This window comes from Mycobacterium ulcerans subsp. shinshuense, from assembly GCF_002355775.1.
Classification (GTDB): domain Bacteria; phylum Actinomycetota; class Actinomycetes; order Mycobacteriales; family Mycobacteriaceae; genus Mycobacterium; species Mycobacterium marinum.
This window is the reverse complement of sequence record NZ_AP017624.1, coordinates 756,614-781,625: the sequence shown is the minus strand read 5'-3', so window position 1 is coordinate 781,625 and position 25,012 is coordinate 756,614. Positions and strand designations below refer to the sequence as shown.

The following is a 25,012-nucleotide window of genomic DNA, read 5'->3' as shown; positions in this document are numbered from 1 at the left end:
GGAATCCTCCTTCGCTACTCAGGAGAATACTATTCTCATATCTTGGCGGCCGCAACGGGCGTCACTGCGCGTGCTACCCGCAATTGCGCCCGGTCAGCAGTTGACGCTGATCCGAAATGCGGCCGTCGTGGGCTCGGCGGGCTTGTCCGTGTTGTACCCGTCGGCGTTCCCGGTGATGGTGAATCGGCCATCGCTGAAGTGCAGGCCCGCGTCGCCGCCGTCGCCCTGGGCGTACATCCCGGTGAAGCCCCCCAGATTGGTGATGCGAACCGACTTCGCGATCATCGGCCGCGCCCCCTGGTCGATCAGGACCCTGACCCCGGAGGCTTGGTCTCCGATCTGGATGGTCCGGTACCACTCGATCTGGGTGCACCGCACCACGCGTGGCTGCACGTCGGCGCCGTTGACGGTCATCGACGCCGTGCTGGCCAGCTGCGAGCCCGACGACGAGCCGCAGCCGGTCAGACCGGCTGACGCGAGCAGACACACGAACGCCAGCTTGATCGGATTGCGCACCCGGCCACCTCGATTCCGCGCGACGCGCCTTCTGGACCTGCACCGAGGATGCTATTCTCCGTTGAAGAGAATGCCTATACCGGCGGGCAGTTATCCGAGCACTGATTTTGCTCTTTGATGGCGCGTTCAGGAGCATTGACCACATGGTGGACTTGGAATTTGATGAGCTCGACACCGGGCTAGCCGTACTGACCATCGATCGCCCCCACGCACGCAATGCCATCGGTTTGGAGACCATGGCACAGCTGCAGGATGCACTCGACGCGGCAGCGGGAGCACAGGCCCTGGTGATCAAGGGCGCCGGCGATCGAGCTTTCGTCTCCGGCGGCGACCTCAAGGAATTGAGCGCGCTGCGCACCCTGGAAGACGCCTCGGCAATGGCGAAGCGGATGCGGTCCATCTGCGATCAGATCGCCACGTTTCCGGCACCGGTGATCGCCGCCCTCAACGGACACGCATTCGGGGGTGGAGCCGAGGTCGCCGTCGCGGCCGATATCCGGGTGGCCGCCGACGATATCAAGATCGCCTTCAATCAGGTGCTGCTGGAGATCATGCCGGCGTGGGGCGGCGCCGAGCGGTTGGCCGCGGTGGTCGGCAAGAGCAAGGCGCTGCTGTTGGCGGGCAGTGGGATTGCACTCGATGCCGTTGAGGCCGAGCGAATTGGCTTGGTGGATCTGGTGTTCCCGCGTGCGTCCTTCGACTCGACCGACGGCGGCTGGCGGTCGCTGGCCAGATCGCTGGCACGGCGTCCGGCGGCCGAGGTCAAACGCGTAATCAACGGAACTTCACCAGATGAGGCGATAGCGTCCTTTGCCCGGCTATGGGTTGAGGATGCGCACTGGCAAGCCGCAGAGCAGGTGATGAACCGTACCCCCAACCGTGGACCGGTAGCCGAAGGAGCGACATGACCAGCAACAGGCAACCGGTCCTGCGATCGGTTACGGTCGCCGCGATTGCAACCATGACTGGTGCACTTGCCGACGCGCCCAAGTCATACGCGGACGACCCGCCCATGCATCAGGTCACCTACACCGTCTCCGCCAAGAGCCCCATCTACGCCGACATCTATTACGGGGACCAAGACCCCGCAGTCTTCTCCGACTACAGCCACAACAACTATCAGTTCACCCCGAACATCCAGGCCGATATCGCACCAGGGAAGCCGTGGACCATGCAGGTCATGCTGGCCAACCCCGACCAATGGGCGGTGGTCACCGCGAGCACCGGCAGGCAACAGGGCACGCCGCAGTTTCACTGCGACCTGGCGGTGGACGGGGTGGTCAAGGTGTCCAAAGACGGACCCCGCGGCGTCCTCTGTTCGCTACGAATCTGGTGAACCTAGGGCTCGCCCTCTAACCGGCGCAGGTAGCTTTCCACCAACTCGATCGTTTCGGCGTGACCACCAGACATGCCAAGTGCCTTCTCCAGCACCAGAAAGCGCGACAGGCTGGCCATCAGAACCGTCCACACCACCGGCGGAACGTCCTGGCTGTCCACGCCGTAGCGCTGCAGTGCCGCGGTGATCACCCGTCGCTGTTCATCACGGAACCGCTCCGCGTAGTGGGCGATTTCGGCCCGCAACGCCTTGCGGTGATTGGCCAAGGCCATGAACTCCATCGAAATACGCGCAAAAGCCGGATCGCTGCCCAGTCTCCACAACGCCCACAGCGGTTTCGGTGACTGCAGCGCTTGGGCCTGCGCACGCAGACCCGCTTCGGCGCGGCGGCGGAACAGCTCGAGGAACAGCTCCTCCATCGTGCGGAAGTAATAGTGCACCAGCTGGGGCTTGAGTCCGGCCTCACTCGCCACCCGGCGCGACGTCACCGCCGCGTAGCCCTCTTCGATCATGAGTTGTTCGGCCGTGTCGAGGAGCACGCCACGATTCTTCGCGTCAGGCGCCCCGATCCGACGGGCCGATGTCATGCCTTTGCTCCGTACTCTCCACAAGAAACCGGACGGCTCGCCACGATCGTATCGCCGCGCGCACCCTTGACCGTGACATACCGCCATGCTAAGCAGGTGCTCAGCGCAGCGGAAATGAGATTCTCCGGCGGCGCCAGCCGGCCATGGGAGGCACGCACGCAATGAGCAGCTACGAATCCATCGACTTCTTCACTGACCCGTCCCTGATCCCGGACCCACATCCCTACTTCGACTACCTGCGACGCCAAAGCCCGGTACTGCGGCTACCTCAGTACGGCGTCGTCGCGGTCACCGGTTACGAGGAGGCGACCGCGGTATACAAGGACACCGACTCCTTTTCCAACTGCGTCGCGCTCGGTGGCCCGTTCCCGCCGCTGCCCTTCACACCCAACGGTGACGACGTCAACGCCCAGATCGACGCCCATCGCGAACAGTTTCCGATGTACGAGCACATGGTCACCATGGACCCACCGGAGCACAGTCGGGCGCGGTCGATTCTGAGCCGGCTACTGACCCCCAGCCGGCTCAAACAGAACGAGGAGTTCATGTGGAGGCTGGCCGATCGCCAGCTTGATGAGTTTCTCGGCGCCGGCGAATGCGAGTTCATCAGTGAATACGCCAAGCCCTTTGCCACTTTGGTGATCGCCGACCTGCTCGGCGTACCCGAGGACGACCGCAAGGACTTCCGTGTTGTGCTGGGCGCTGACCGGATGGGTCGAGTCGGCGCACTCGACCATGAATCGGTGGGCGTCAACCCACTGCAGTGGCTCGACGACAAGTTCAGTGCCTACATCGAGGACCGGCGGCGCCAACCGCGCAACGACGTATTGACAGCGTTGGCCACCGCGACCTACCCGGACGGTTCGACGCCGGAGATCATCGACGTGGTTCGATGGGCCACCTTCCTGTTCGCGGCCGGCCAGGAAACCACCGCCAAGCAGCTGACCGCCGCCATGCGCGTACTCGGCGACCGGCCGGACATCCAGCGCCAGCTACGCGAAAACCGCAGCCTCATACCAAACTTCATCGAGGAATCACTGCGGATGGATAGCCCCGTCAAGAGCGACTCCCGGCTGGCTCGCAAGAGAACCACAGTGGGTGGGCTCGATATCGCCGCCGGCACCGTCGTGATGGTATTGCCCGGCGCTGCCAACCGCGACCCACGCCGGTTCGAGGACCCCCATGAATTTGGTTTGGATCGCCCGAATGTTCGCGAGCACATGGCTTTCGCCCGCGGAGTGCACTCCTGCCCGGGAGGGCCACTGGCACGCGTGGAGGGTCGCGTCTCGCTGGAGCGCATTCTGGACCGGATGCTCGACATCGCCATCAACGAAGACCGGCACGGCCCCGCCGACGACCGTCGGTATACCTACGAGCCGACCTACATACTGCGTGGACTCACCGAACTCCACATCACTTTCACTCCCGCGGGCTAGCGCTCGATTCCGTCCGGGCTACCCGAGCGCCAGCCCTACGGCGTAGCTCCCGAACAGGCTGATGCCGATCAGAATCACCCACGCGTCGGTTAGCCGGCGCAGCAGTTTCGGGGCCTGACGCACCTCCATGAACTCCCGAAAAATGATGCGCACCTTGACAAGGGCGATCACGATCACGCTTGCCGTGAGCACCCTGCTGGGACTTGGCGATCCGGGGTCGATGTAGCGGTCCATCCACAGATAGGACAGCGTGAGCGACGCCAGAATCACCCAGACGACCAACAGCCTGGTATTGAATTTCTGCCCCACCGATCACCTCACCACGTACAGCAGCGCAAAAATGAGCACCCAGAGGTAGTCCACGGTGTGCCAGTAGGTGACACAGGTTTCCACCAGCTCCTGGGTTCGCCGCGATCTCGTTGCCGGACCACGTAGTTCAAACACGATGATGCCCAGGACTACGAAGCCGATCAATAGGTGGACAAAGTGGATTCCAGTGAGAAAGTAGTAGTACGTGAAGAAATCGCTACCGGCCAGTCCGTTTCCCAGCGGGGCCGCTTTGGCCCACTCGGCCACCTTGGACACCATGAACACCAGACCGAGACACGCCGTGAGCAAGGCGTCCCGCAACCCCCGTCGGTATGCGCCGGCCCGAGCCGCCTGAACGCATCGCGCTACCGACCACGAACTGAGCAACAACACCAGGGTGTTGAAGGTGCCGATGCGCAGGTCCAGCTGCGCCTGGGCGCTCGAGAACAGTTCAGGACTTCGCCCCCGATAGAACAGATAGAACCCGAAAAACGCCGTGAATACCAGCGTTTCGAACAGTACAAACGCCCACATGTCGGGCTGGCCCGGCACGAACGTGGGTTGCCTGTCCGCATCCTGCCGCGTGCCGGTACCGGAAAGCGCGGTCATCGCTACGCCGGCTCTCGCACCGGGAGATCCGGCAGCGGCCCGGTGCCGAAGTCCTCACGCTGGATCATCCGCCTCAGCAGAACGATGAAAACCCCGGTATAGATGCCGAATACCACCATGTCGAGCCACCAGGCGATCTGACCGTTCCACGCCAATACCCCGCCGCGGAAGATCCACTCCGGCGACACGACGATCTCGGTGAGTGCGTTGCACAGGTTGAGATATCCGAACCACTTTGGGAACACCCGGTTGCGGTCGATGAGAATCGCCAGCATCCACACCAGCGAGCCGATCAGGAACACGCCCATGGTGCCGACGAACGACAGGAAGGCGAAGTCGTAGATCCAGTGGGTCAGCCTCGGGTCACGGCCGGGGCGCATCGCTGCGACCGTCAGCGCGATGCACATCAGCAGCATGCCCGGGATCGCGCTGAGCGAGTACAGGATCGGGTAGGAATACGCGAACGCCCGGCTGATGGACATCCGGCGCATCGAATAGGCGATCAGGGCGTTGCTCATCGTCGTCATGGCGGTGATGACGAACATCACGGCAAACCCGGCCAGGATCCCAAAGTGGTTGTCCTGGAACCACTGCGCGACCCGGGAGTCATCCCACCCGGGATCCGGCGGCGGCTGGGTTCGGGTGACGAGGAAGAACACCACGAAAAAGATGTTGTAGAAGACAACCAGTGTCCCCCAGGCCAGCCACAGCTCGCGCTTCGGGTTGTGCCGACACTGCCAGACGATCCGGCGTGGCAGTGGCCCCGCGGGACCCCCGGCTGGCGCCCCCAGCCGGTCACCGGTTGACATCCTCACTGCCGGCATCTCGCTTGTTCCCGGTAGAGGCACCGGCCCAACACCACGCCCATCACCACGATCCACACCACGATGGCAATGTTCTTCAGCCAGAACGACAACGCCCCGTCCCACGCCAGCGGACCGGTCAATGCCAGCCCAACGAATGCCGCCGGGGTCAGCGCGGCCGCGACAACGATGTTGAAATGCGCCACCCAGCGCCCCAACACCGGATGCGCGGGGTCATCGAAGTAGATCGCCAGGGCCAGGATCACGCTCTGTCCGATGAGGAAAGGGACCACGGTGGTGAAGGTGATCCAGGCAAAATCGTTGAGCAGCTGCGTCAGCTGCGGTTCCCGTTCCGGACGAAAGGCGGCCAGCAGCCAACAGACGTTGGCGATGAGGAAAAGTGTTGGGCCGCCTGCCACGCAGCCGAGCATGCAGTAGGAGAAGATCGGCGTGCGATGAGCCATCCTGCGGATCTGCAACACGAGCAGGATCAGGATCGGGATGAGGCAGACGCCGAACCAGTTGAACAGGATCATGCTGTAGCGGATGCGTGGCAGGTTCGCCGGATCGCGGTAGAACGCGGCCACCCAGATGACCGACGCGGCGGGCAAGGTCCACAACAGAATCAGCTCGCCGTCGGTGCGTCTGCGCACCCCCCGCGCATCTACCTGGCTTTCGCCGACCTCGCCCACCGGTGACTCCTTCCCGGCCCGCTAGTCAGCGAAACTAGGCGATCGGCTACTTTCGGTCAATAGCCGATCGGCTAGGCTCCCGGTGTGGTGTCCTCCCAGTCCCGCAACCAGTTTCGTGTCATCACACGCAGCGCCGCGCAGGTGCGCATATTGGACGCCGCGCTGGGCTTGATCGCCGAGCACGGCGTGGGCGGGACCTCGCTGCAAATGATCGCCGACGCCGTCGGCGTCACCAAGGCGGCCGTCTATCACCAGTTCAAGACGAAGGAACAGATCGTCATCGCGCTCACCGAACGCGAACTCGGCGGCTTGGAAGAGACTTTGGAAGCCGCCGAGGCGCACGACCATCCTTCCCAGGCGCGTGAGTTGCTGCTGGATCGCGTCATCGAGCTGGCCGTCGAGCGTCGCGGCGCCGCCAGCACCCTGCAGTTCGATCCGGTCATCGTCCGGCTGCTGGCCGAGCAACAGCCGTTTCAGCGGTTCATCGAGCGGCTCTATGGCGTCCTGATTGGCGATGCGGGCCAAGACACCCGCGTGCTGGCGGCCATGTTGTCCGGCGCCGTAGCCGTCGGCGTGTTGCACCCGTTGGTCGCCGATGTCGACGACGCGACGCTGCGTACCCAGCTACGGCGCATCACAAGTCGGCTGATGGATACCGGCGAAGGCTAGTCCGCGCCCTACGGATCGCCGTCCCCCTCACCGTCCCCGTTATCCAGCAGCGCCCCGGGGTGATGAGTCCCACTGCCGCCCCAAATCGCCTACACCACAGCGCTACAGGTGAATTCGAATCCAGCTAGTCCCGGTCATCAACCGGAGTCAACCGACAACGGCCCCCAACGGGAACGCCTTTTCCGGTAACGTTTCCACCATGAGCAAAGTCGCTCGCACGGTCGCCGCGACGACCATGGTGCTCACCGGGTTCGGGCTCATCGGTGTGGGCGCTGCAGCCAGGGCCCACGCGGACGATCCGCCCTGGCCGTTTGTGGGATACCACTGGTGTCCGGGCCAGCCGTTCGACCCGGCCTGGGGACCGCAATGGGATCCCGCCACTTGCCATGACGCTCATCACCGCGACATGGACGGCACGTTGCACGACCGCGACTACTTCGGGCCGAGCCCCTTCCAAGATTGGCCCGAGATCCCGAACATGCTGCCCTAGCTTCGGCCGTGCACCGCTCGCACGGATTAGGTGTCGCCGCGCTCCCAGGCTTGTCTGCCGTCGTGGGCAACACACACCAGGAACAGCCCATCTGGCGCTTGCGCAACATAATACTCCGGGAAATCGGTACACGAGGAGTTCTCGTCCTTGATGCCGGCCATTGGCGGCGACCGGAACCACCGGGGCTCATATCTTCTGGGCGAGCCGCAAAACATCAGCCGCCCCGGCTGTGTGGCGAACGACACGTAATAGTCGGCAGTCCCGAATACGTAGTAGGTGGTGCTGTCACACGACGCACCGAGCACAACGTGCGGCCTAATACCTGGTGTGCAATCCGGGTAGTCGCACGTGCTCGGCTCGGCGACGGCCAACGGCGCCACCGGCAGGCCCGCCCACATTGCTGAACCCAGCACTGCGGCGACCGATGCCACAATGAATCGCACAAAATCACTTTGCCACAGCGGCGACTGAAATTGGGAAGGAAATTCTGTTTCACGGAGAGCCACTGATTCACCGGCGGTAGCAATCGCTCCAGACCTCTTATTTGCCAGTGATAATGTGGCTCTCCGATAGGTGCGGACCAGGAGGTGATCCATGCCGCCGCGCGAGCTTCCAGCACAGACGCTCGATACCGAGGATCCGGAGGCAGGGGTCACCGGCGCAGCCGACGCGGCTGCCGAAGCAGACCTACTCGCGCGGGCACAGGCCCGCGCCGATTCCGATGCCAGCGCCGCCCCCGACGAACAGGAACCCACGAGAACACCAACGCGCCGCGGGCGAGGACGTCGCCACAGCCGAAAGGCCTTCGCGGCCGCGGGCGCGCTTGTGGTCATCTGCGCCTCGTTGAGTGCCAGCGGGTTTCTACTGTGGCACCACCACAACGCCGTCGCGCAACGCGAGCGCGTCGCAGCGTATTCGGCCGCGGCCCGGAACGCGGTCCTGACAATGATGTCGATTGACTCGAGCAAGGCCAGAGACGACGTGCAGCGCTTCGTCGACAGCACTACCGGGATATTCAAGGCCGGCATATTGATGAGCGCCGAGGACTTCGTCAAGGCGGTCGAGCAGTCCAAAGTCCATATCAAAGGCGCCGTCCAAGCTGTCGCCGTCGAGTCCATGACCGACGACTCAGCAATCGTGCTGATTGCGGCTAAGTCTGACATCGTCAAGCCCGATCAGACGAAGCCCGAAACACGGTCTTGGCGCATCGTCGTCAACGTCGAACGCGACGGCACCCAGCTCAAGATCTCCAAAGTTGAATTCGTCCCGTGAAAGTCGCCGGTGCCGCAACAGTTAAGCGCTGGACGCGTCGTTGCCTGCGGCCTTGGCGCGCAATCCTGCTGACAACATCACTGGTGGCGGCAGTCGCTTTCGGCGCCGGCTACTTCTACTTCGTCTACCGAGTGGATCTACAGACCGATGATGCGGCGGCACAAGAGGTTGTCACCGCGGCCAGCGACGGCGCTGTGGCTCTGTTGTCCTACTCCCCCGACACCCTCGACCATGATTTCGCCAACGCCAGATCCCGCCTCACCGACAACTATTTGACGTATTACCGACAGTTCGCAGATCAGGTCGTCGGCCCCGCCGCGCAGCGCGGCCGAGTCACCACCACGGCCAGCGTGGTCCGGGCGGCGGTGGCTGAGCTGCACCCGAATTCGGCTGTCGTGCTGGTATTTGTCAAACAGAAGACCGCCAGCAAGCAGAAGCCGGAACCGATTGTGACGTCGAGCAGCATTCGGGTAACGCTGACAAAGGTCAATAGTTCTTGGCTTATCGAGAGATTCGATCCTATGTGATTGCCATGTCTGGATGCTCTGCCATACCGTCGGATGCACGTACGGTGTTAGTCTTTGAATCTCACTCGAAATCGGCGAAATAGCGCATCGAGAAGCAAGTGATGCGTTCCATGGGCGTAGCGATAAGCGCAACACTGATACTCGGCGGCGTGGGTTCGGCACCTTCGGCATGGGCCTACGATCCCGCCATCAATGGCACCTATACCGCCACGGTGATCGGTGACTGGGCCAGAACCAATACCGTCTATCACGACGAGCCGGTGGTACGCAGCACCTGGACCATCACCTCTTCATGCAGCACCGCCCAGGATTGCAGTGGCCAGGTCACCAGCGATCAGGGCTGGACCGCACCGCTGACCATGCATGACGGCCAATTGTGGACCGTCAAACGAGACCTGCCGAATTGGGAAACGTGTCCCGACGGAACAAGTTTCACCGGCCACGATGTCATCTACTTCTATCCCGCCAACCCCGACACCGGTGAAACCCAACTTGGTTCGCCGGTTCTGGCCGGTCGCGAGAAGACCACCGGCCCCAGCGGCGCGTGCGGCAATAACGCCCCGCTGTATGTCGAACAGCCGTTCCGCCTGGACAAGATCGGCTGACCGGCGTGCCCGGCGGCTAAGCCGCGCAACGGACTTCAGGTGGGAAGCATGTCCTTCCACGTTCTGGTCGCTTTGGGCGTGTCGGGAACAATCAGATCCGTCTGGCGGTACACCTGACCATCGGGGGCGACGTAACTACCGGTGTGCGGGTCGTATTGGGCAAAAGCCACGGATGGGCCGGGCCGTGCCGCAGCCCGGCCGAGTCCGCTCGGTGCAGCCTACGGCACGTCGATGGGTGCGGGAGGCGGGGTGGACGGCACGTCGATGGGCGCAATCGGCGAAACCTCCCCCATCGGTGATGGCGGGCCCAGCGGTCCCGGCGGCATCACCGTTTCCTCCGGCGGGCCCACGCCCGGAGGCAGCGGCGTGCCCTCCACGGGACCGAAGATTCTCTCGCGGTTCCAGTTGGCCCGGTCGTCGGGCGGGATCCCCTGCGCGATCAGGTTGGGATCCAACGGACAGGTACCGAAGGTGTGCTGGCGCATCGCCAGTGGCTCGAATGGTTGGTCGCTCTCGCAGATTTCGACGGTCGGCGCCCGCTTTCCGGGCTGACCCATACACGGGTAGTTGCGGGCGCCGCGCACTCCGATGGGGGAGTCCTGCGGCAATTTGCAGTACAGCCCGTCCGGGGTGTCAACGATGGTGGTGTCGGCCGGGTTACGCCACTGACTCGGCGGCAGGAAGCCGACCGTGCACGCGGGCGGATCGCTGATGATGAGGTTGAACGCACCAGTGGCCAAGCCGACCGGGCTCTTGGTGCCCAGGAAAGACTGAATCGCGGCGGTGAACGGCGGCAGCAGCACCAGGATCTGTTCGACCGAGGCATGGTAGGTCACCGCGATCTGACCGACGGTGGCAGATTGGCAAGTAGCACCGGCAGCGTCGGCTTAATCTGATCCAGCAATTTTGATGCCTCGTTGAAGGCACCCGGGCCACGCTCCAACAGGGTGCGTATCTGCGGGTCGTTGGTGGCCAGCTGGCCGCTGACCCCGGCAAGGCTGCGTGCCCACAACCGAATTGAATCGGTGGTTTGCGCCTGCGCGTCCAGAAATGGCCCGCTGTCTTCGGTGAGGGTCCGGGTACGATCGGCGATGCCATTGAGGTCACCCGACAGCTGTGCTGAAGAGTCGAACAGCGATCCGAAATCGTAACCGGCCCCGTTGAATGCGTTGAACGACTCGTCGAGCAACGTGCTGAGCTTACCCTTGGGAATGCTGTTGATCAGGGCGCTGGTCTGATCGAGCACCGGGCCAATCGGCTGGCCAATCACGGCGCGGTCCCTGGCGATCACCGAGCCATCATGCAAGTAGGGCGGGGAGTCGGTTCGAGGACGCAGATCCACGTAGTACTCGCCCACCGCCGAGATGCTGCGCACCTCGGCTTTCAGATCCGCCGGGATCTTCGGCGAAGCATCCAGAGCCAGAGTGGCTTTCGCGCCGCTGGAGGTCAGGCCGAGCGCGGTGACCTTGCCGATCTGCACGCCACGGTAGGTCACGTTGCTGAAGCGATAGAGGCCACCGGTGGCCGGCAGTTCCAGCGTCACAGTCATTTTGCCGATACCGAGCAGCGTCGGGGCCTGGATGTACCAGACCGCCATCACCGCCACACCTACCATTCCCACAATCGCGAAGATCGCCAACTGGATGCGCACGAACCGGGTCAACATCTAGGGACCCCCGTCCGTCGGCGCGGCCTCGGCCGGAGTCGCGCCCGGAATCGGAACCGCCGAATCGGGCGGGGGGCCGGGCGCGGGGTCCCCGGGCGGTGGCGCGTCCGCCGGTGGCGGGCCAGGCGGTATCGGAGCTCCGAACTTGAACTGCAGGTATTCCGGATCCCCCGGAGCCGGTACGCCCTCGGCGCCCAACCGGCCCCAGTGCGTACCCAGCAGGATGCTCTTGCGCAGCCCCGCATTCGTCAAGTCGATGATGAAGTAGCCGTTGACGTAGTCGCCCCGGATATAGCGATCGATGAAGCCCTGGGTGAACGGGAACGTCGGCACGTACGCGATGGCGGCGTCGAGGTCCGGTCCGATGTCGGCAAGAGCACTTATCGTCGGCCCCAGGTTCTGCAGGTTCTGCACCAAGTCGGATCCGGCGTCGTTGACCAGTCTGGTGGCGGTGTCGCTGAACGTCCCGAGCTTGTCGAGCGCCGCCGTGAACCGCGGCCGCTCCCGGATGAGAACATCCAGCGCCGGCGGAATCTTCTGCAGCGCCTGGGTGATCACGTCGCGCTGGCCGGCCAGCGTACCGGCGAGCCGATTCAGTGCCTGGATCGACGCCACCAGGTTGTCGCGCTGTTCGTCGAATGTGCCGACGAATCTGTCCAGACGCACCAGCAGATCACGAATATCACTGGTACGACCGGATAGCGCCGCGGTGAAATTGTGAATGATGTCCCCGATTTGCCCCAGCCCACCGGCGTTGAGGATCACCGACAGCGAGGACAACGTCTGCTCGGTCGACGGATAGGTCGACGACCGACTCAGCGGGATGGTGGAGCCCGGTTGCAGCCGTTGGTCAGACACCTGGCCTAACGGCGAATTCAAGGCCAGGTGCATGGATCCCAGTAGGCTGGTCTGGCCGACGCTAGCCACCGCATTGTCCGGGATCACCGCTCCGCGCCGTACCGAGATCTCCACGTCGGCGTGCCAACCCCGCACCGTCATCTTGCTGATACTGCCGACGATGACGTCGTTGAGCATCACCGGCGAATTTGCTTCCAGGGTGCCCACGTTGGCGATCTCAACGTGGTAGACGCTGGCTCCCGGCCCACGCCCCACCGCACCCGGCAACGGCAACGGCAACGGCAACGGCAACGGCAACGGCAACGAGTTGAGCCCGTTGAACGCGCATCCGGTCACCGCCAGCATGACGCAGCATCCGATGACGAACAGCCGCCGTAGCGCCGGCGTCGCGGTTGACGCCGTCATGGCTGCAGCCCTTCCGCCGGAAGCAGCATGTCCGATAAGTTCGCCGGGGGCGGCGACGGTTCGGCCGGCACGCTCGGCGGCGACGGCTCCGGCATCGCGGCCCCCGGTATCCGCGCCGGCGGCGGCGGGGGCGGTGGCGCCTCCGGAGTGTCGCCCGGCAACCCGGTGTAGGCCGACACCGCGGGCGGCAACTCGGGCGCTATGGGCTTCGGCCCCTCGCCGCCGGGGGCCAGCCGCTGCTCGGTGTACACGACGTTTTGCAGGTCGAAGGCCGGGGCCAGGATCGGGTTGATCGGAATCGGGAAATAGTTGAAGTTGAAGTACATCAACGGGTTGAACACCTTCAACGCCGGGCTCAGATACAGGCCGCACAGCTTGCCCGACTCGACCGACGTGACGTTCTCCATGGCGCCGAGTTGTGAGCAGATGGAGAACACCGGGTTGGTGAGGTTCTGGATCCCGACCCCGCCTCGCACATTCCCGACATCCGGGTCGTAGTCGTTGTAGGCGTTGGCAAGCGCGTTCGGCGTGACGTGCAGAACGTTTTTCAGCGCCATCTTGTTATCGACCAGAATCTGCGTGAGGTCGGCCAACCGCGTGATCTGCTCGGCGGTCGCATCACGACTGCCCGCGATGAATCGCTGCACCTCGCCGACCGCGCTGGACAGGTCGGTCAACGCCGCGTCCAAGTCGGACTTGTTGTCGTCGAGCACGCTGGTGAGCGAGGCCAGCCGATCGTTGAATTGGACAATCTGAACGTTGCTGTCCCGCAGGGCCCCAATAAACGTCTGCAGGTTCTTGATGATGTCGACGATGTTTCCGCTGCCGTTGGCCAGGATGCGCCCCACCCCGGACAGTTCGGCCAGCGTCTGGCGTAGCTTGTCGCCGTTGCCGTTGCCCAGCGCGTCGGCGGCGCTGTCGATGAACCGCGATATCGATGGGCTGGAAACCTTGCTGTTGGGCCCCAACTCGGTGGCCAGGCGCATCAGTTGGTCTTTCACCTCGTCCCATTCGACGGGTACCGCCGTGCGCTCGAGCGGTATCAGGGCGCCGTCAGCCATGACGGGGCCGCTCGACCGGTAGGCCGGGGTGAGCTGGACATAGCGGGCAGCCACCAGGTTCTGGGCGACGATCACCGCTTTCGCGTCCGCCGGAATCTGCACGTTGTGGTCGACGTGCAGAATCATCTTCGCTTTGGTCCCGTCGGGGCGGATAGCGGTGATGGTGCCGACCTTCATGCCCGAGACGCGCACATCATCGCCGGGATAGATCGCGGTGGCGGTGGGGAAATAGGCGGTGATCGTGGTGGGACGAAACAAGGTGTTGCGCAGCGCAACTCCGGTACCAACGACGACTAGCCCGACCAGGGCCACCGCAAGCACAGCTTTAACCTTGCTGCGCGCAGCGCCTTCGAGCCGCATCATCGCGACCCACCCGGGTTTAGGTTGAAGGGGAAGGGGAACAAGGCACGCGGCCCGGCATTGTCCGGCGGCTGACCGGGGGCACCGTGGGCACGGAAGCCGAACGCATAGTCGATGAACCACTGGAAGACTTGAATTGTGAACAAGTTTGGGATGAACGGGTTGTAGTAGAAGCCGCTGGAGACGGTCTCCCCTTGGGTCAGCTCGTACTTTGCCAGTCCCGGCAACGCCTTGGCGAGGTTGTCCCGGTTCTTCTCCAGCATCGCGGTCACGGCGTTCAGCCGCTCCAGTGTCGGTGCGAGCTTGCTTTCGTTGTCGTGGACCAACCCCGACAGCTGTTTGGCCACCGCAGATGTGCTGGCCAGCAGCCGCACAATCGCTTGCCGCCGGGCCACCAGCATGGACAGCAGGTCATCGGCGTTGAGGATCAGCGTGTTGAGCTGCTGACTGCGTTGCGACAGGATGCCGCTGACGTCAGCGGCTCCTTTGAGCAGCTCGCCCAGCGTCTGGTTGCGGCCGTTGAGGGCTTGCGACAGTCTGGTCAGCCCGTCGAACGAGGGGCCCAGCTGCGGCGCAATCTGATTCAGCGTCTCCGACAAGGTGTCAAGGGACTGGTTGAGCGCATCGGTGTTGGTGCCGGCGATGTCGGTCGCCGCGTCGCTGACGGCTTCCGACAGCGAATAGGGCGATGATGTGCGCGATACCGGGATCACAGCCATCGGACGCAGCGTGTGGCCGCCCGCGGATTCAACGGTGAGCACCCGCTGGCCTAGCAGCGAGCCCGTCCTGATGTGCGCGGTGCTGTCTGCCCCGAGCTCAACACCGCCGTTGACGGTGAATGTCACCAGAACATCGCCACGCTGCAACGACATTCCCGACACGGTGCCAACCTTGATACCCGATACCGTCACATCGTTGCCGACGGCGAGGCCGCCGGCATCAGAAAACAGCGCCTGGTAGCGCACGGCGGTGGCTCGTTGTAGCAGCTGTTCGGGGTTCAGCCCGACGGCGATGACCAGCACTATCAGCACCGCGCCGATGAATCCGGCCCGGATGAGACCTGCTCCGCGATACTTAAGCATCCGGTTCCGCGCACCTCCCGGTGACCTGGTGGGTGATGCCCACTTCCACCGTCCGGTACTGCAGATCGGAGACCCGCAGCGCTAGTCCGCACAAGTAGTACGGGAACCAGGCGCCGTAGGAACCGAGCCTCGTCAGCTTTCGGTAGTTGTCCGGCAGCTTCTGCAGCGAAATATCAATGAGGTTCTTGTCGTTATCCAGCAAGGGGGCCAACCGATTCAGTTGATCCACGGTGCCGGCCAACGGCGCGCGGGCGCGGCCAAGCAAATCGGCGATCGATGTGGTGCCGTTGTCCAGCGCGGTGATCGCGGCACCGATGGTGTCGCGGTCCTGCGACAGCGCGCTGATCAACCGCTCCAGGCGGTAGATAGCGCCGGAGAACTTGGTGCCTTCCCTGTTGACGGTGTCTACCACGACGTTGAGATTGTCGATCAGCGCCTGCACCGTTTCGTTGTTGTCCGCCAGCGCATTGGTGAACGAAGACGTCTTGGACAGCAGTGATTCCAGTGTTCAGCCCTCGCCCTGGAAAATCTGAATCAGTGACGCGCTGAGCGCATTGGCGTCTTGCGGATTGAGTCCCTGGGTAACGGGTTTCAGTCCGCCCAAGAGCAGATCGAGATCGAGGGCACCGGCGGTGCGCTCAATCGGGATCTGTGATCCGGCGGGCAGCGTTTTCGTGGAGCCAGGGCCATCGACCAGTTCGAGATAGCGGTCACCGACCAGGTTCAGATAGCGCACCACGGCGCGGGTGCCGGTGGTGAGCACGATGTTGCGGTCAGCATCGAATTTCACCAGGACCTTCTTGTCTGTCCGCAGCGAGACGCTGTTGACCGTGCCCACCCGGACTCCGGCGATCCGCACGGTTTCGCCGGGCTTGAGCCGTGAAACGTCGTTGAACAGGGCCGAATAACCGTTTGTCGAGCCGGTTCGGTACTGCCCGAAGATGAAGAACAGAAAGACCGTCAGCACGATCATCACCGCGGCGAACGCCCCGAACTTGATGATCATCGCGCGTGAGCCGGTCATCCGGGTTGCCCGATCTGCATGGTGTTGCGTGGTGGACCATCGATCGGGCCGTACAACAGTTGCTTGAGCGCGTCGGAGTTCAGGAGCAGTTGCGGGTTGCCGTACTGCATCGGGTTGGCGCCGACATCGGCCACCACGAACGGTGGCACCTTGTCGAAGGGCACCAAGGGCAGGTCATAACACTGAGGCCCACCGGTGGCGGCCACCTTGGGCAGGTTCGACGGGTACCGGTAGCGTTCGGCGCCGAAGCCCAGGTAGACCAAGACCTTGATCATGGGCTCGGGTAGTGGCGGGGCATGAAGATTCACCAGGGAACCGGAAATGCCGCACCACAACGCTTGGCGGTACTCGTAGAGCAGATCGTTGGTCGGCACCAATAGATCGAGGACATCGGTCAGCGCCTGCCGGTTGCCGCCCACCACGTCGTTGCCCACGTCAGCCAAACCGATCGAGCTGATCAGGAACGCGTCCAAGTTCTGCTGCTCGTCGACGATCGACTTGCTGATCCTGATCGCGTTCTCGGCCGTGTTGACAAGATCCTGTGCCGCGTCCGCGTAGGCGTTGCTCACCACGGGCAGGACTACGAGGTCGTGGCTCAGTGCGGGAAGACTCGGATCTTGCTTGGCCGGATCGATCGCCGACAACAGCGATGTGAGTTGTTGGAATACCGTGTTGACTTCCACGGTGACGTGCTTGCCTTCGAGCACCTGGTGAGGTTGCAGGCTCTCCGATGAAGGCTGCTCGGGCGGAACCAGTTCGACGAACTTGGCGCCGAAGACGCTTGTCGAAGCGATATCGACGAGCACATTGCTCGGAATGAGCCTGATCTGCGATGGGTCCATCGCCAGGTGCAAGACCGCGTCACCGTTGGACCGCACATCGATGGCGGCAACCTTGCCCACTTCCACACCGCGCATCTTCACCTTGGCGTCCGGGTTCATCACCAGCCCGGCACGGGGCGAGACCACGGTCACCGGCACGCTCTGGGTGAAGTCACCGCGGAACAAGCCCACCGCGACGGCCACGATCAAAGCGATCACCAATACCGTCGCCAACCCGGCCAAGGGGCGTGCGTAGGAGCTGACGCCAAAGTGCCGACCGGGCGACGCCGCGACAGGGGTTGCAACGCTGGCGGTTTCCGAACGGTGCATCGGGTTGGGACCGAGGTTGCGCGACATTGTCTTTTGTTCGCCTCCCCTAACCCGACAAGTGGAAGTTGCCGTTGGAGCCGTACACCGACAGCGACACCAGCAGCGTCACCGATACCACCACGATCAGCGAGGTACGCACCGCGTTGCCGGTCGCGACCCCGACACCCGCGGGACCACCCGAAGCGAAGTAACCGAAATAGGTATGGATCAGCAAGATCGTGATCGCCATCAACACGGCCTGCACAAAGGACCACAACAGATCGATCGGGTTGAGAAAGGTTGTGAAGTAGTGCTGATACAGGCCCCCCGACTGGCCGAACAGGATCACCGTGGTGAACTGGCTGGCCAGAAACGACAGGATGACGGCGATGGAATACAGCGGGGTGATCGCCATCATCCCCGCGACGATCCTGGTGCTGACCAGATACGAAACCGGCCGGATCGCCATCGATTCCAGTGCGTCGATCTCTTCGTTGATCCGCATCGCACCCAGCTGCGCGGTGACACCGGCGCCGAAGGTCGCGGCCAAACCGATCCCGGCGACTATGGGCGCGGCAATCCGGACATTGATGAATGAGGCCAGGAAGCCGGTGAGCGCCTCGATGCCGATATTGCCCAACGAGCTATAGCCCTGAACGGCCAGGGTTCCACCGGCGGCCAGGGTCAGGAAGCCGGCGATCACCAGTGTCCCGCCGATCATCGCCAGAGTCCCCGCACCCATGCTGATTTCGGCGACCAGGCGAATGATCTCCCGCCGGTAGTGGGTGGCCGCAAAAGGAGCGCCAGCAATCGCCTTGCCGTAGAACAGTGTGTGGTCACCGATGCGGCTCAGCGTGCCGACCAGCTTTTCGAGTTGTCGCGTCATATGCGGATAGACCGCTCTAAGCGCCACAGGGTGTCTTTGCGCCTCCTTTGGGATCCTTGGCCTTCGCAGCTACTTCGCCGACATTCGGATGCCGATCGCGGTTACGACCACATTGACGACGAAGAGCGACATGAATGCATAGACCACCGTTTCGTTAACCGCATTTCCGACGGCCTTGGCTCCGCCGCCGGATATGGTCAGGCCGCGGTAGCAGGCGACCAGTCCGGCGATCAGACCGAAAAGCGCCGCCTTGACGCAGGAGATGATGACTTCGGGCACACCGGTCAGCAGCGTGATGCCGGCGGCGAATGCGCCGGGGTTCACATCCTGGACGAATACCGAGAAGACGTAGCCGCCCACGATGCCGTTGATCACCACCAGACTGTTCAGCAGCAGCGCGACCAGCCCGGAGGCCAGCATCCGCGGCGTCACCAGGCGCTGCACCGGATTGATGCCCAAAACCTCCATCGCATCGATCTCTTCGCGGGTCGTTCGTGAACCCAGATCGGCGCACATCGCCGTGGCACCGGCACCCGCCACGATCAGCACCGTCACCAGCGGGCCGACCTGAGTGACCGCTCCGAACGCGGCACCGGCGCCGGACAGATCCGCTGCACCCAACTCCCGCAACAAAATGATGAGGGTGAAGCTGACCAAGACGGTGAATGGGATGGCCACCAACAGCGTCGGCAGCATGGCCACGCGCGCGACAAACCATGACTGCTCCAGGAACTCACGCCACTGGAACGGACGGCGGAAGGCGAATTTGATGGCGTCGGCCGACATCGCGAACAGCCCGCCGACGGCTTGCATTGGTTTGGAGCCGCGCCCGAACGTGATGCCCGGGGTCCAAAGGTCGGCCGCCCTATTCGCCATGGGTCCACGGCCCTTCGCCGAGCGGACAGCCAAATACGCTGCGTACCAAGTTGATATGGGCGACCCGTAGCTGCGATCGCCCCGGAGGGCATGCCGTTTCGCCGTGTACAGCGGCTACCACCCTCACGCCAGTCCTCCGTTCTGTTGCGTGAGTTGGCGCTTGCAAGCGATGCGGACCCGACCCAGTCCCATGTCTTGCCGCGTTCGGCGATTATTGCTCATCGCGCGCCCACGTGGAACCGAAAACGCACAACCGTTATCCGACAAGACGGGTAGACCGGCGGCGTTGGCGGCGTTGGGAATGTGGGCTCCGGATTCTAGGTGACGGCACCGGCCGTCTTGAGTTCGATGATGCGGTCCCAGTCGAATCCGAGTTCCAGCAAGATGTCGTCGGTCTGCTCGGCGAACCCGGGCGACGGTCCGGTCTGCGGCGCGGTTACGTCGAATTGCACTGGGTTGGCGACGAGTTCGAGTTCGCCTGCGCGAACCACATACTCGTTGGCCCGGACTTGCGCGTCGTCGGCCGCTTGCAGGGTGTCCTGCACCGGCGCCCAAGGTCCCGCGAGCGTCGCAAAGCGTTCGCTCCACTCGGCAAGCGTGCGGGCTGAGATGGCTTTGGTCAAGATCTCCACCGCATCCGCCGTGTGGGCGGCGATCTTCTCGACGGTGGCAAAGCGCGGATCCTCGGCTAGGTCCGGTCGGTCGATATGGCGACACACATCGGCCCAGAACTTGGTCGGCTGCATCATCACCAACGAGATGTAGCGACCGTCCGATGTCGCGTACACCCCGACCAGAGGGTTGATCGGCGATCCGTGGATCCCTGGTGGTGGCGCTTCCAGTCGCTGCCCCAGATGGCGGGTCAGCGCCACCGTGTGTCCCAACGACCACAGCCCACTGCCCAGCAGCGATACGTCTACAACCGACGGTTCACCGGTCCGTTCCCGTTTGAGCAGGGCTGCCGCGATACCACCGGCCAGGTTGGTGCCGGAGATGGTGTCGCCGTACGCCGGCCCCGGCGGATTGATCACCCCCTGGTAGCCCATCGGTGTGATGGTGGCGGCCGTTCCGGCCCGGCACCAGAAGGCCGTCATGTCGTAGCCGCCCTTGGTCGCTTCCTCCCCGCGCGGCCCCAGCGCGCTGCCGCGGGCATAGATGATGGACGGATTCACGGCTCGAATGTCTTCGAGATCGATGCCGAACTTGCGCCGCGCGCCCGGCAGAAAACTCGTCAGGAAAACATCTGACCGACGCGCTAACTCGTGCAGCACCTCCTTGCCCTCGGATATCGACATGTCCAGCCCGAGACTGCGCTTCCCGCGGTTGGCATGCTCGATATTGGGGTTGGGATCGCCTTCCACCCGCAACATGCCGGTCTGCCGAAGCCCCCGCTGCGGGTCACCGGTCACCGCGTGTTCGACCTTGATCACGTCGGCGCCCCACTCGGCGAGTACCGCGCCCGCCGACGGGACGAAGCCGTACATGGCGACTTCCAGAACCCGGATGCCTTCCAACGGCTTCATGCCCGGGCCTCCCCGGCCGGTACGGCCGGCATCACGGGCACCGCGAAAGTCTTGCGCTCCAGAAACTCTTCGAGGCCGGCGACGCCCATCTCCCGGCCGACACCCGACTGCTTGAAGCCGCCGAAGGGACTGTCTGCGCCGAAGTAGTTGCCACCGTTGGTCGAGAACGATCCGGTGCGGATGCGGCGGGCGAGGGCCAGGGCGCGCTCCTGGTCGCGACTGAAAACGGCGCCGGCCAGTCCGTAGATCGAGTTATTGGCGATGCGCACCGCGTCGTCGTCATCGTCGAACGCAATCACCACGAGCACCGGCCCGAACACCTCGTCTTGAGCGATCTCGCTGTCCGGGTCGACATTGGTGAGCAGCGTGGGCGCATAGAAGAAGCCCGGATCCAGGCGTTTGCCGCCTGTGACCAGCGTCGCGCCCGCGGCGACGGCCCGACCCACCATCGCGTCGACCTTGTCGCGCTGGCGTTCGTTGATCAGCGGGCCCATATAGGTTTTCGGATCAGCCGGGTCACCGTGGCGCACTCTGGCAAAGTTCTGCGCGATCAACTCCACGATCTCGTCGTGGAGGGCCCTGGGCACCAGCAGCCGCGATGTCAGCGCGCAGCCCTGACCCGCGTGGGTGACCATGCTGAAGGCCGCGAACATCGCGGCGCCGGCAAAGTCGGCGTCGTCGAGCATGATCACCGCCGACTTGCCACCTAGCTCCAGGAAGACCCGCTTGACCGTCTGACTTGCCGCGGCCATGATTCGCCGGCCGGTCGCGGTGGACCCGGTGAAGGTCACGACATCGACGTCGGGGCTTGTGGTGAGCACCTCCCCCACCGCGGGATCTCACGAGCTGAGCACGTTGACCACACCGGCCGGAATATCGGTGTGGTTGGCGATCAGTTCACCCAGCGCCAACGTGACCAGTGGGGTGTCCGGCGCGCCTTTGAGCACCACCGTGCAGCCCGCGGCCAGGGCGGGAGCCAGCTTGGCCAACGCGAGCTGGTTCGGATAGTTGTAGGCGATGATGGCCGCCACCACGCCCGTTGCTTCCTTCTCCACCCAGCGGTGGTGGCGCATCCCCCTCGATTCCTTCTCGCCAAGGTCTTCGGAGAACTCGTAGCGCGACAACAAGTCGGCGTAAAAGCGCACGATGCCGATCGGTTCGTCGAGCTGGGCGCCCTGGGTCAGCGCGTGGGTCGCCCCCACTTCGGCGATAGTGAGCTCCCGTAGTTCCTCGGCATGGTCGACCAGGGCCCGGTGCAGCTGGTCCAGGCACCGGATGCGCAACTCGACGTCGGTCGACCACTCGGTCGTGTCAAAGGCGCGCCGGGCCGCCGCAACCGCCGCCTCGGCTTCGGGGACGCCGGCATCCGGGGCATACCCCAGCACCGCACCGGTGGCGGGATTGACAGACGGGAACGTCCGATCGGTGCTGATGAGCCGCCCGCCAATCAACAGTCGGCGCTGCGCCCGCGAGGCGGCCGGGGCCTCGGCAACCCCTGATCGCGCATCCGCGACGGTCTGCGCCGTGTCCTGCGATGACATTCTGCCGCCCCCTGGCGTGATGACAGTCACGAAAATTTGATTCTCATCTCAGGCGAGTCTTACATTCGCCCCCGAGAGTTCAAGAAAGTCGCCCGACCGGATTGCACCGTCGATCGGCTAAGCGATCGCTCAGCGTCCACCGCCGAGTGGCCATTGCCGCTGGCCACACCCCGTTTCGCGGCTAGCTTGCGAGCCGCTTTCGTCCGAGAGTAGGGTTCTCATAATTGCAAGGGAGATTCTTTATGATTGAGATTGCGACGGCCCCACCAGCGCCTCGGATATTGGCGGAATGAAAACCGCGGTCGTTACCGGTGGCGCATCCGGGATTGGGCTGGCCATCGCACGGCGGCTGCGCGCCGACGGTATCGATGTCGCCACCCTCGACCTCAAAACCCCCGACGGTGGGCTTGCCTTCTCCGCCGATGTCACCAACCGCTCGCAGGTCGATGCCGCGTTGGCGGCGATTCGCCAGCGGCTGGGCCCGGTCACAATTCTGGTCAACGCCGCGGGTTTGGACGGGTTCAAGCGGTTCAGCAACATCACCTTCGAGGACTGGCAGCGAGTGATCGACGTCAACCTCAATGGGGTTTTCCACACGATCCAGGCGGTGCTGCCCGACATGGTGGCGGCGGGATGGGGCCGAATCGTCAACATCTCATCGTCGAGCACGCATTCGGGCACTCCGTATATGACCCACTATGTGGCGGCGAAGTCCGCCGTCAACGGACTCACCAAGGCATTGGCGCTCGAGTACGGGCCCAGCGGTATCACCGTCAATGTGGTGCCGCCGGGGTTCATCGACACCCCCATGCTGCGCAACGCCGCCGCGCAGGGGCACCTCGGTGACATCGAACAGAACATCGCCCGCACCCCGGTGCGCCGGATCGGCAAGCCGGAAGACATCGCGGCGGCATGCGCCTTTCTGGTGTCCGAGGAAGCCGGCTACATCACGGGTCAGATCCTCGGTGTCAACGGCGGCCGGAACACCTGAGCGTGGAGGTGGGAAGCGTGGAAGGTCAGGCACCGCGCCGTCCGGTGCCCCAGGCGCTACGACAACAAGAGCAACAAGAGGTGCAGTCCCATGATGGGAGGAGGCACGGTGAAGGTCTGGGTTGATCCACAACGATGCCAGGGGCACACCCTGTGCGCGATGATCGCTCCGGATTCGTTCCAGCTCAGCGATATCGACGGCAGTTCGTCGGCAATCAGCGAGACGGTTCCTGCCGATCAGTGGGACCTGGTCCGGGAGGCCGCTCATTCCTGTCCTGAGCAGGCCATCGTCATCACCGACGAAACATAAAGGGAGACAGCACGTTGAGTGTCGACGATGTAGTGAGCGACAACGATCACCAGAAGAACCGGTACCAATTCGACCGGCACTCTCCCGAGTACCGATCGCAGTTCAAGGCAATTACCGAGGAGATGCACACCACCTACCCCATGGCGTGGAGCGATACCTATGGCGGCCACTGGGTAGCCGCTGGCAGCCATGAGGTATTCGAGCTGGCCCGCTGCCCGGCGGTGTCCAACGATCACGACGTCAACAACCAACGTCGCGGCTACAAGGGAATCTCGATCCCGACGGCGAGCCGCATCAACGGCGTGCGGGGCGGCTTCTTGGAGATGGACGACCCCGAGCATCGCATTTATCGCACCGTGCTGAACCCATATCTATCGCCGGCCGCGGTCAAACGCTGGGAGCCGTTCATCGACGAAGTGACGCGCGCCTGCCTGGACGAGAGGATCGAACAGGGCAGCATCGACTTCGTCGACGATCTGGCCAACATCGTTCCGGCCGTGCTGACCCTGGCCATCTTGGGCATCCCGCTCGAGAAGTGGAACCTCTACAGTGAGCCAGTCCATGCGGCGGTGTACACGCCGGAACATTCCCCTGACATTCAGCGGGTGACCGAGATGCACCGACAGATGGGGCTCGACATGGTGACTAACATGATCGAGATTCGCGATAACCCCCGGCCCGGTCTGGTGAATGCCCTGGTCCGGATGCGTATTGACGGCCAACCCGCACCCGATTTGGAGATCCTCGGCAATCTCGGCCTGGTCATCGGCGGCGGATTCGACACCACCACCGCGCTGACCGCCCATGCGCTGGAATGGCTTTCCGAGCATCACGACGAGCGCGAGCGACTGTGGCGCAACCGCGATACCCTGATCGATTCCGCCACCGAGGAGTTCCTCCGCTACTTCACCCCCGCCCCCGGCGATGGCAGAACCTTTTCCGATGACGTCGAATTTGACGGCATCCATTTCAAAGAGGGTGAACGGCTGTGGATTTCGTGGGCGATGGCCAACCGCGACCCGCAGGTCTTCCCAGACCCGGACGAGCTCGTCTTGGACCGTAGGGGAAACCGGCACTTCAGTTTCGGCATCGGCGTACACCGCTGCAACGGATCCAACGTGGCGCGCACGGTGTTCAAGTCGATGCTGAGCGCCGTCGCCGACCGGATGCCCGACTACCGGTGTGACCCCGACGGGGCGGTCCACTACGAGACCATCGGCGTCATCCAGGGCATGCGCAAGCTGCCCGCAACGTTCACCCCGGGCCGCAAGGTCGGCGCGGGCCTGGACGAGACTCTCGCGAAGCTGCAACGCATCTGCGACGAACAGGAACTCGCGCGGCCCGTCACCGAGCGCAAACAAGCCGCGGTCATCGACTGACGCCCCTCCGGCGAGCAGACACAAAATCGCATCAGGTAGCGGGCGATGATGCGATTTCGCGTCTGCTCGC

General features: G+C 63.7%; 25 protein-coding genes and 3 pseudogenes. 11 read left to right on the top strand and 17 right to left on the bottom strand.

The genetic code is table 11. The features are described 5' to 3' along the window. Nucleotides 1-93: 93 nt before the first annotated feature. Complete coding sequence (locus SHTP_RS03755; protein ID WP_096369816.1) at nucleotides 94-516, bottom strand: lipoprotein LpqH; 423 nt, start codon at nucleotides 514-516, stop codon at nucleotides 94-96. Between the two features lie 143 nt (nucleotides 517-659). Here SHTP_RS03755 and SHTP_RS03750 point away from each other — a divergent pair, with 143 nt between their 5' ends. Further along, the gene (locus SHTP_RS03750; protein ID WP_096369815.1) at nucleotides 660-1,424 is read left to right on the top strand and encodes an enoyl-CoA hydratase/isomerase family protein; all 765 of its coding nucleotides are present in this window, start codon (nucleotides 660-662) and stop codon (nucleotides 1,422-1,424) included. Continuing rightward, nucleotides 1,421-1,852 (top strand): Rv2576c family protein, encoded by a 432-nt coding sequence (locus tag SHTP_RS03745; protein WP_096369814.1) that lies wholly within the window; start codon nucleotides 1,421-1,423, stop codon nucleotides 1,850-1,852. The genes SHTP_RS03750 and SHTP_RS03745 overlap by 4 nt, the downstream gene beginning before the upstream one ends. 2 nt (nucleotides 1,853-1,854) lie before the next feature. Here SHTP_RS03745 and SHTP_RS03740 read toward each other — a convergent pair whose 3' ends face one another. Beyond that, nucleotides 1,855-2,439, bottom strand: a complete 585-nt coding sequence (locus SHTP_RS03740; protein WP_015357134.1) for a TetR/AcrR family transcriptional regulator — start codon at nucleotides 2,437-2,439, stop codon at nucleotides 1,855-1,857. 161 nt (nucleotides 2,440-2,600) lie between these two features. Here SHTP_RS03740 and SHTP_RS03735 point away from each other — a divergent pair, with 161 nt between their 5' ends. Further along, nucleotides 2,601-3,875 (top strand): cytochrome P450, encoded by a 1,275-nt coding sequence (locus tag SHTP_RS03735; protein WP_096369813.1) that lies wholly within the window; start codon nucleotides 2,601-2,603, stop codon nucleotides 3,873-3,875. Between the two features lie 18 nt (nucleotides 3,876-3,893). On the opposite strand, the gene SHTP_RS03730 is transcribed toward SHTP_RS03735, so the two are convergent. Genes SHTP_RS03730 through SHTP_RS03715 form a run of 4 tightly spaced genes read right to left on the bottom strand, consistent with a single transcriptional unit; the run spans nucleotide 3,894 to nucleotide 6,288 of the window. Continuing rightward, nucleotides 3,894-4,184, bottom strand: coding sequence for a cytochrome C oxidase subunit IV family protein (locus tag SHTP_RS03730; RefSeq protein WP_096369812.1), 291 nt, complete (start codon nucleotides 4,182-4,184; stop codon nucleotides 3,894-3,896). A 3-nt stretch (nucleotides 4,185-4,187) separates the two neighbouring features. Further along, nucleotides 4,188-4,793, bottom strand: a complete 606-nt coding sequence (locus tag SHTP_RS03725; protein ID WP_096369811.1) for a cytochrome c oxidase subunit 3 — start codon at nucleotides 4,791-4,793, stop codon at nucleotides 4,188-4,190. A 2-nt stretch (nucleotides 4,794-4,795) separates the two neighbouring features. Continuing rightward, nucleotides 4,796-5,602 (bottom strand): hypothetical protein, encoded by an 807-nt coding sequence (locus SHTP_RS03720; protein WP_096369810.1) that lies wholly within the window; start codon nucleotides 5,600-5,602, stop codon nucleotides 4,796-4,798. 2 nt (nucleotides 5,603-5,604) lie between these two features. Beyond that, a complete protein-coding gene (locus SHTP_RS03715; RefSeq protein WP_096369809.1) occupies nucleotides 5,605-6,288 on the bottom strand; it encodes a hypothetical protein in 684 nt (227 codons plus the stop codon). 141 nt (nucleotides 6,289-6,429) lie between these two features. Here SHTP_RS03715 and SHTP_RS03710 point away from each other — a divergent pair, with 141 nt between their 5' ends. Further along, nucleotides 6,430-6,957 carry a TetR/AcrR family transcriptional regulator gene (locus SHTP_RS03710; RefSeq protein WP_420872933.1) on the top strand — a complete coding sequence of 176 codons (528 nt, stop codon included), beginning with the start codon at nucleotides 6,430-6,432 and terminating at the stop codon, nucleotides 6,955-6,957. 199 nt (nucleotides 6,958-7,156) lie between these two features. Continuing rightward, complete coding sequence (locus tag SHTP_RS03705) at nucleotides 7,157-7,447, top strand: Mtp family mycobacterial-type pilin (protein ID WP_096369807.1); 291 nt, start codon at nucleotides 7,157-7,159, stop codon at nucleotides 7,445-7,447. A gap of 26 nt (nucleotides 7,448-7,473) precedes the next feature. Here SHTP_RS03705 and SHTP_RS03700 read toward each other — a convergent pair whose 3' ends face one another. Next, nucleotides 7,474-7,890: a hypothetical protein gene (locus SHTP_RS03700; protein ID WP_096369806.1), complete on the bottom strand. Its 417-nt coding sequence runs from the start codon at nucleotides 7,888-7,890 to the stop codon at nucleotides 7,474-7,476. Nucleotides 7,891-8,041: 151 nt separating this feature from the next. Between SHTP_RS03700 and SHTP_RS03695 the strand changes: the two genes are divergently transcribed. The 3 genes from SHTP_RS03695 to SHTP_RS03685 all read left to right on the top strand — a co-directional run bounded on the left by SHTP_RS03695 (nucleotide 8,042) and on the right by SHTP_RS03685 (nucleotide 9,851). Then, nucleotides 8,042-8,719, top strand: coding sequence for an Rv1363c family protein (locus SHTP_RS03695; protein WP_096369805.1), 678 nt, complete (start codon nucleotides 8,042-8,044; stop codon nucleotides 8,717-8,719). Between the two features lie 83 nt (nucleotides 8,720-8,802). Beyond that, complete coding sequence (locus SHTP_RS03690) at nucleotides 8,803-9,246, top strand: twin-arginine translocation pathway signal (protein ID WP_231991275.1); 444 nt, start codon at nucleotides 8,803-8,805, stop codon at nucleotides 9,244-9,246. Nucleotides 9,247-9,347: 101 nt separating this feature from the next. After that, nucleotides 9,348-9,851, top strand: coding sequence for an Rv2253/PknI dimerization domain-containing protein (locus SHTP_RS03685; RefSeq protein WP_012396243.1), 504 nt, complete (start codon nucleotides 9,348-9,350; stop codon nucleotides 9,849-9,851). 35 nt (nucleotides 9,852-9,886) lie between these two features. On the opposite strand, the pseudogene SHTP_RS03680 reads toward SHTP_RS03685, so the two are convergent. From SHTP_RS03680 to SHTP_RS03630, 10 genes and pseudogenes are all read right to left on the bottom strand, one after another. Beyond that, nucleotides 9,887-11,517, bottom strand: a pseudogene (locus tag SHTP_RS03680) (MCE family protein). Beyond that, nucleotides 11,518-12,780 (bottom strand): MCE family protein, encoded by a 1,263-nt coding sequence (locus SHTP_RS03675; RefSeq protein ID WP_096369803.1) that lies wholly within the window; start codon nucleotides 12,778-12,780, stop codon nucleotides 11,518-11,520. After that, a complete protein-coding gene (locus SHTP_RS03670; protein ID WP_096369802.1) occupies nucleotides 12,777-14,204 on the bottom strand; it encodes an MCE family protein in 1,428 nt (475 codons plus the stop codon). The genes SHTP_RS03675 and SHTP_RS03670 overlap by 4 nt, the downstream gene beginning before the upstream one ends. Continuing rightward, nucleotides 14,201-15,283: an MCE family protein gene (locus SHTP_RS03665; RefSeq protein WP_096369801.1), complete on the bottom strand. Its 1,083-nt coding sequence runs from the start codon at nucleotides 15,281-15,283 to the stop codon at nucleotides 14,201-14,203. The genes SHTP_RS03670 and SHTP_RS03665 overlap by 4 nt, the downstream gene beginning before the upstream one ends. Further along, nucleotides 15,276-16,307 (bottom strand): annotated as a pseudogene (locus SHTP_RS03660) (MCE family protein). Before SHTP_RS03660 ends, SHTP_RS03665 begins: the two are co-directional and overlap by 8 nt. Next, nucleotides 16,304-17,485 carry an MCE family protein gene (locus SHTP_RS03655; protein ID WP_096369800.1) on the bottom strand — a complete coding sequence of 394 codons (1,182 nt, stop codon included), beginning with the start codon at nucleotides 17,483-17,485 and terminating at the stop codon, nucleotides 16,304-16,306. The pseudogene SHTP_RS03660 and the gene SHTP_RS03655 overlap by 4 nt, the downstream one beginning before the upstream one ends. 19 nt (nucleotides 17,486-17,504) lie before the next feature. Next, nucleotides 17,505-18,350: an ABC transporter permease gene (locus SHTP_RS03650; RefSeq protein ID WP_172900501.1), complete on the bottom strand. Its 846-nt coding sequence runs from the start codon at nucleotides 18,348-18,350 to the stop codon at nucleotides 17,505-17,507. Between the two features lie 42 nt (nucleotides 18,351-18,392). Then, nucleotides 18,393-19,199 carry an MlaE family ABC transporter permease gene (locus SHTP_RS03645; RefSeq protein ID WP_096369798.1) on the bottom strand — a complete coding sequence of 269 codons (807 nt, stop codon included), beginning with the start codon at nucleotides 19,197-19,199 and terminating at the stop codon, nucleotides 18,393-18,395. A 317-nt stretch (nucleotides 19,200-19,516) separates the two neighbouring features. Continuing rightward, on the bottom strand, nucleotides 19,517-20,722 hold the full coding sequence (locus tag SHTP_RS03635) for a CaiB/BaiF CoA transferase family protein (protein ID WP_096369797.1): 1,206 nt from the start codon (nucleotides 20,720-20,722) through the stop codon (nucleotides 19,517-19,519). After that, nucleotides 20,719-22,293: pseudogene (locus SHTP_RS03630) on the bottom strand (aldehyde dehydrogenase family protein). The gene SHTP_RS03635 and the pseudogene SHTP_RS03630 overlap by 4 nt, the downstream one beginning before the upstream one ends. A 259-nt stretch (nucleotides 22,294-22,552) precedes the next feature. Between SHTP_RS03630 and SHTP_RS03625 the strand changes: the two are divergent. The 3 genes from SHTP_RS03625 to SHTP_RS03615 all read left to right on the top strand — a co-directional run bounded on the left by SHTP_RS03625 (nucleotide 22,553) and on the right by SHTP_RS03615 (nucleotide 24,942). Continuing rightward, complete coding sequence (locus tag SHTP_RS03625; RefSeq protein WP_096369796.1) at nucleotides 22,553-23,254, top strand: SDR family NAD(P)-dependent oxidoreductase; 702 nt, start codon at nucleotides 22,553-22,555, stop codon at nucleotides 23,252-23,254. 108 nt (nucleotides 23,255-23,362) lie between these two features. Further along, a complete protein-coding gene (locus tag SHTP_RS03620; RefSeq protein ID WP_011738671.1) occupies nucleotides 23,363-23,563 on the top strand; it encodes a ferredoxin in 201 nt (66 codons plus the stop codon). A gap of 14 nt (nucleotides 23,564-23,577) precedes the next feature. Continuing rightward, the gene (locus SHTP_RS03615; protein WP_096369795.1) at nucleotides 23,578-24,942 is read left to right on the top strand and encodes a cytochrome P450; all 1,365 of its coding nucleotides are present in this window, start codon (nucleotides 23,578-23,580) and stop codon (nucleotides 24,940-24,942) included. Nucleotides 24,943-25,012: the final 70 nt, after the last annotated feature.

Excerpts from the sequence above, each read along its gene's own strand:
- SHTP_RS03655 (WP_096369800.1), bottom strand. The coding sequence starts at position 17,485 with ATGTCGCGCAACCTCGGTCCCAACCCGATGCACCGTTCGGAAACCGCC.
- SHTP_RS03695 (WP_096369805.1), top strand. The coding sequence starts at position 8,042 with ATGCCGCCGCGCGAGCTTCCAGCACAGACGCTCGATACCGAGGATCCG.
- SHTP_RS03745 (WP_096369814.1), top strand. The coding sequence starts at position 1,421 with ATGACCAGCAACAGGCAACCGGTCCTGCGATCGGTTACGGTCGCCGCG.
- SHTP_RS03750 (WP_096369815.1), top strand. The coding sequence starts at position 660 with ATGGTGGACTTGGAATTTGATGAGCTCGACACCGGGCTAGCCGTACTG.
- SHTP_RS03635 (WP_096369797.1), bottom strand. The coding sequence starts at position 20,722 with ATGAAGCCGTTGGAAGGCATCCGGGTTCTGGAAGTCGCCATGTACGGC.
- SHTP_RS03670 (WP_096369802.1), bottom strand. The coding sequence starts at position 14,204 with ATGATGCGGCTCGAAGGCGCTGCGCGCAGCAAGGTTAAAGCTGTGCTT.
- SHTP_RS03675 (WP_096369803.1), bottom strand. The coding sequence starts at position 12,780 with ATGACGGCGTCAACCGCGACGCCGGCGCTACGGCGGCTGTTCGTCATC.
- SHTP_RS03625 (WP_096369796.1), top strand. The coding sequence starts at position 22,553 with ATGAAAACCGCGGTCGTTACCGGTGGCGCATCCGGGATTGGGCTGGCC.
- SHTP_RS03740 (WP_015357134.1), bottom strand. The coding sequence starts at position 2,439 with ATGACATCGGCCCGTCGGATCGGGGCGCCTGACGCGAAGAATCGTGGC.
- SHTP_RS03685 (WP_012396243.1), top strand. The coding sequence starts at position 9,348 with ATGCGTTCCATGGGCGTAGCGATAAGCGCAACACTGATACTCGGCGGC.
- SHTP_RS03645 (WP_096369798.1), bottom strand. The coding sequence starts at position 19,199 with ATGGCGAATAGGGCGGCCGACCTTTGGACCCCGGGCATCACGTTCGGG.
- SHTP_RS03725 (WP_096369811.1), bottom strand. The coding sequence starts at position 4,793 with ATGACCGCGCTTTCCGGTACCGGCACGCGGCAGGATGCGGACAGGCAA.
- SHTP_RS03720 (WP_096369810.1), bottom strand. The coding sequence starts at position 5,602 with ATGTCAACCGGTGACCGGCTGGGGGCGCCAGCCGGGGGTCCCGCGGGG.
- SHTP_RS03735 (WP_096369813.1), top strand. The coding sequence starts at position 2,601 with ATGAGCAGCTACGAATCCATCGACTTCTTCACTGACCCGTCCCTGATC.
- SHTP_RS03665 (WP_096369801.1), bottom strand. The coding sequence starts at position 15,283 with ATGCTTAAGTATCGCGGAGCAGGTCTCATCCGGGCCGGATTCATCGGC.
- SHTP_RS03705 (WP_096369807.1), top strand. The coding sequence starts at position 7,157 with ATGAGCAAAGTCGCTCGCACGGTCGCCGCGACGACCATGGTGCTCACC.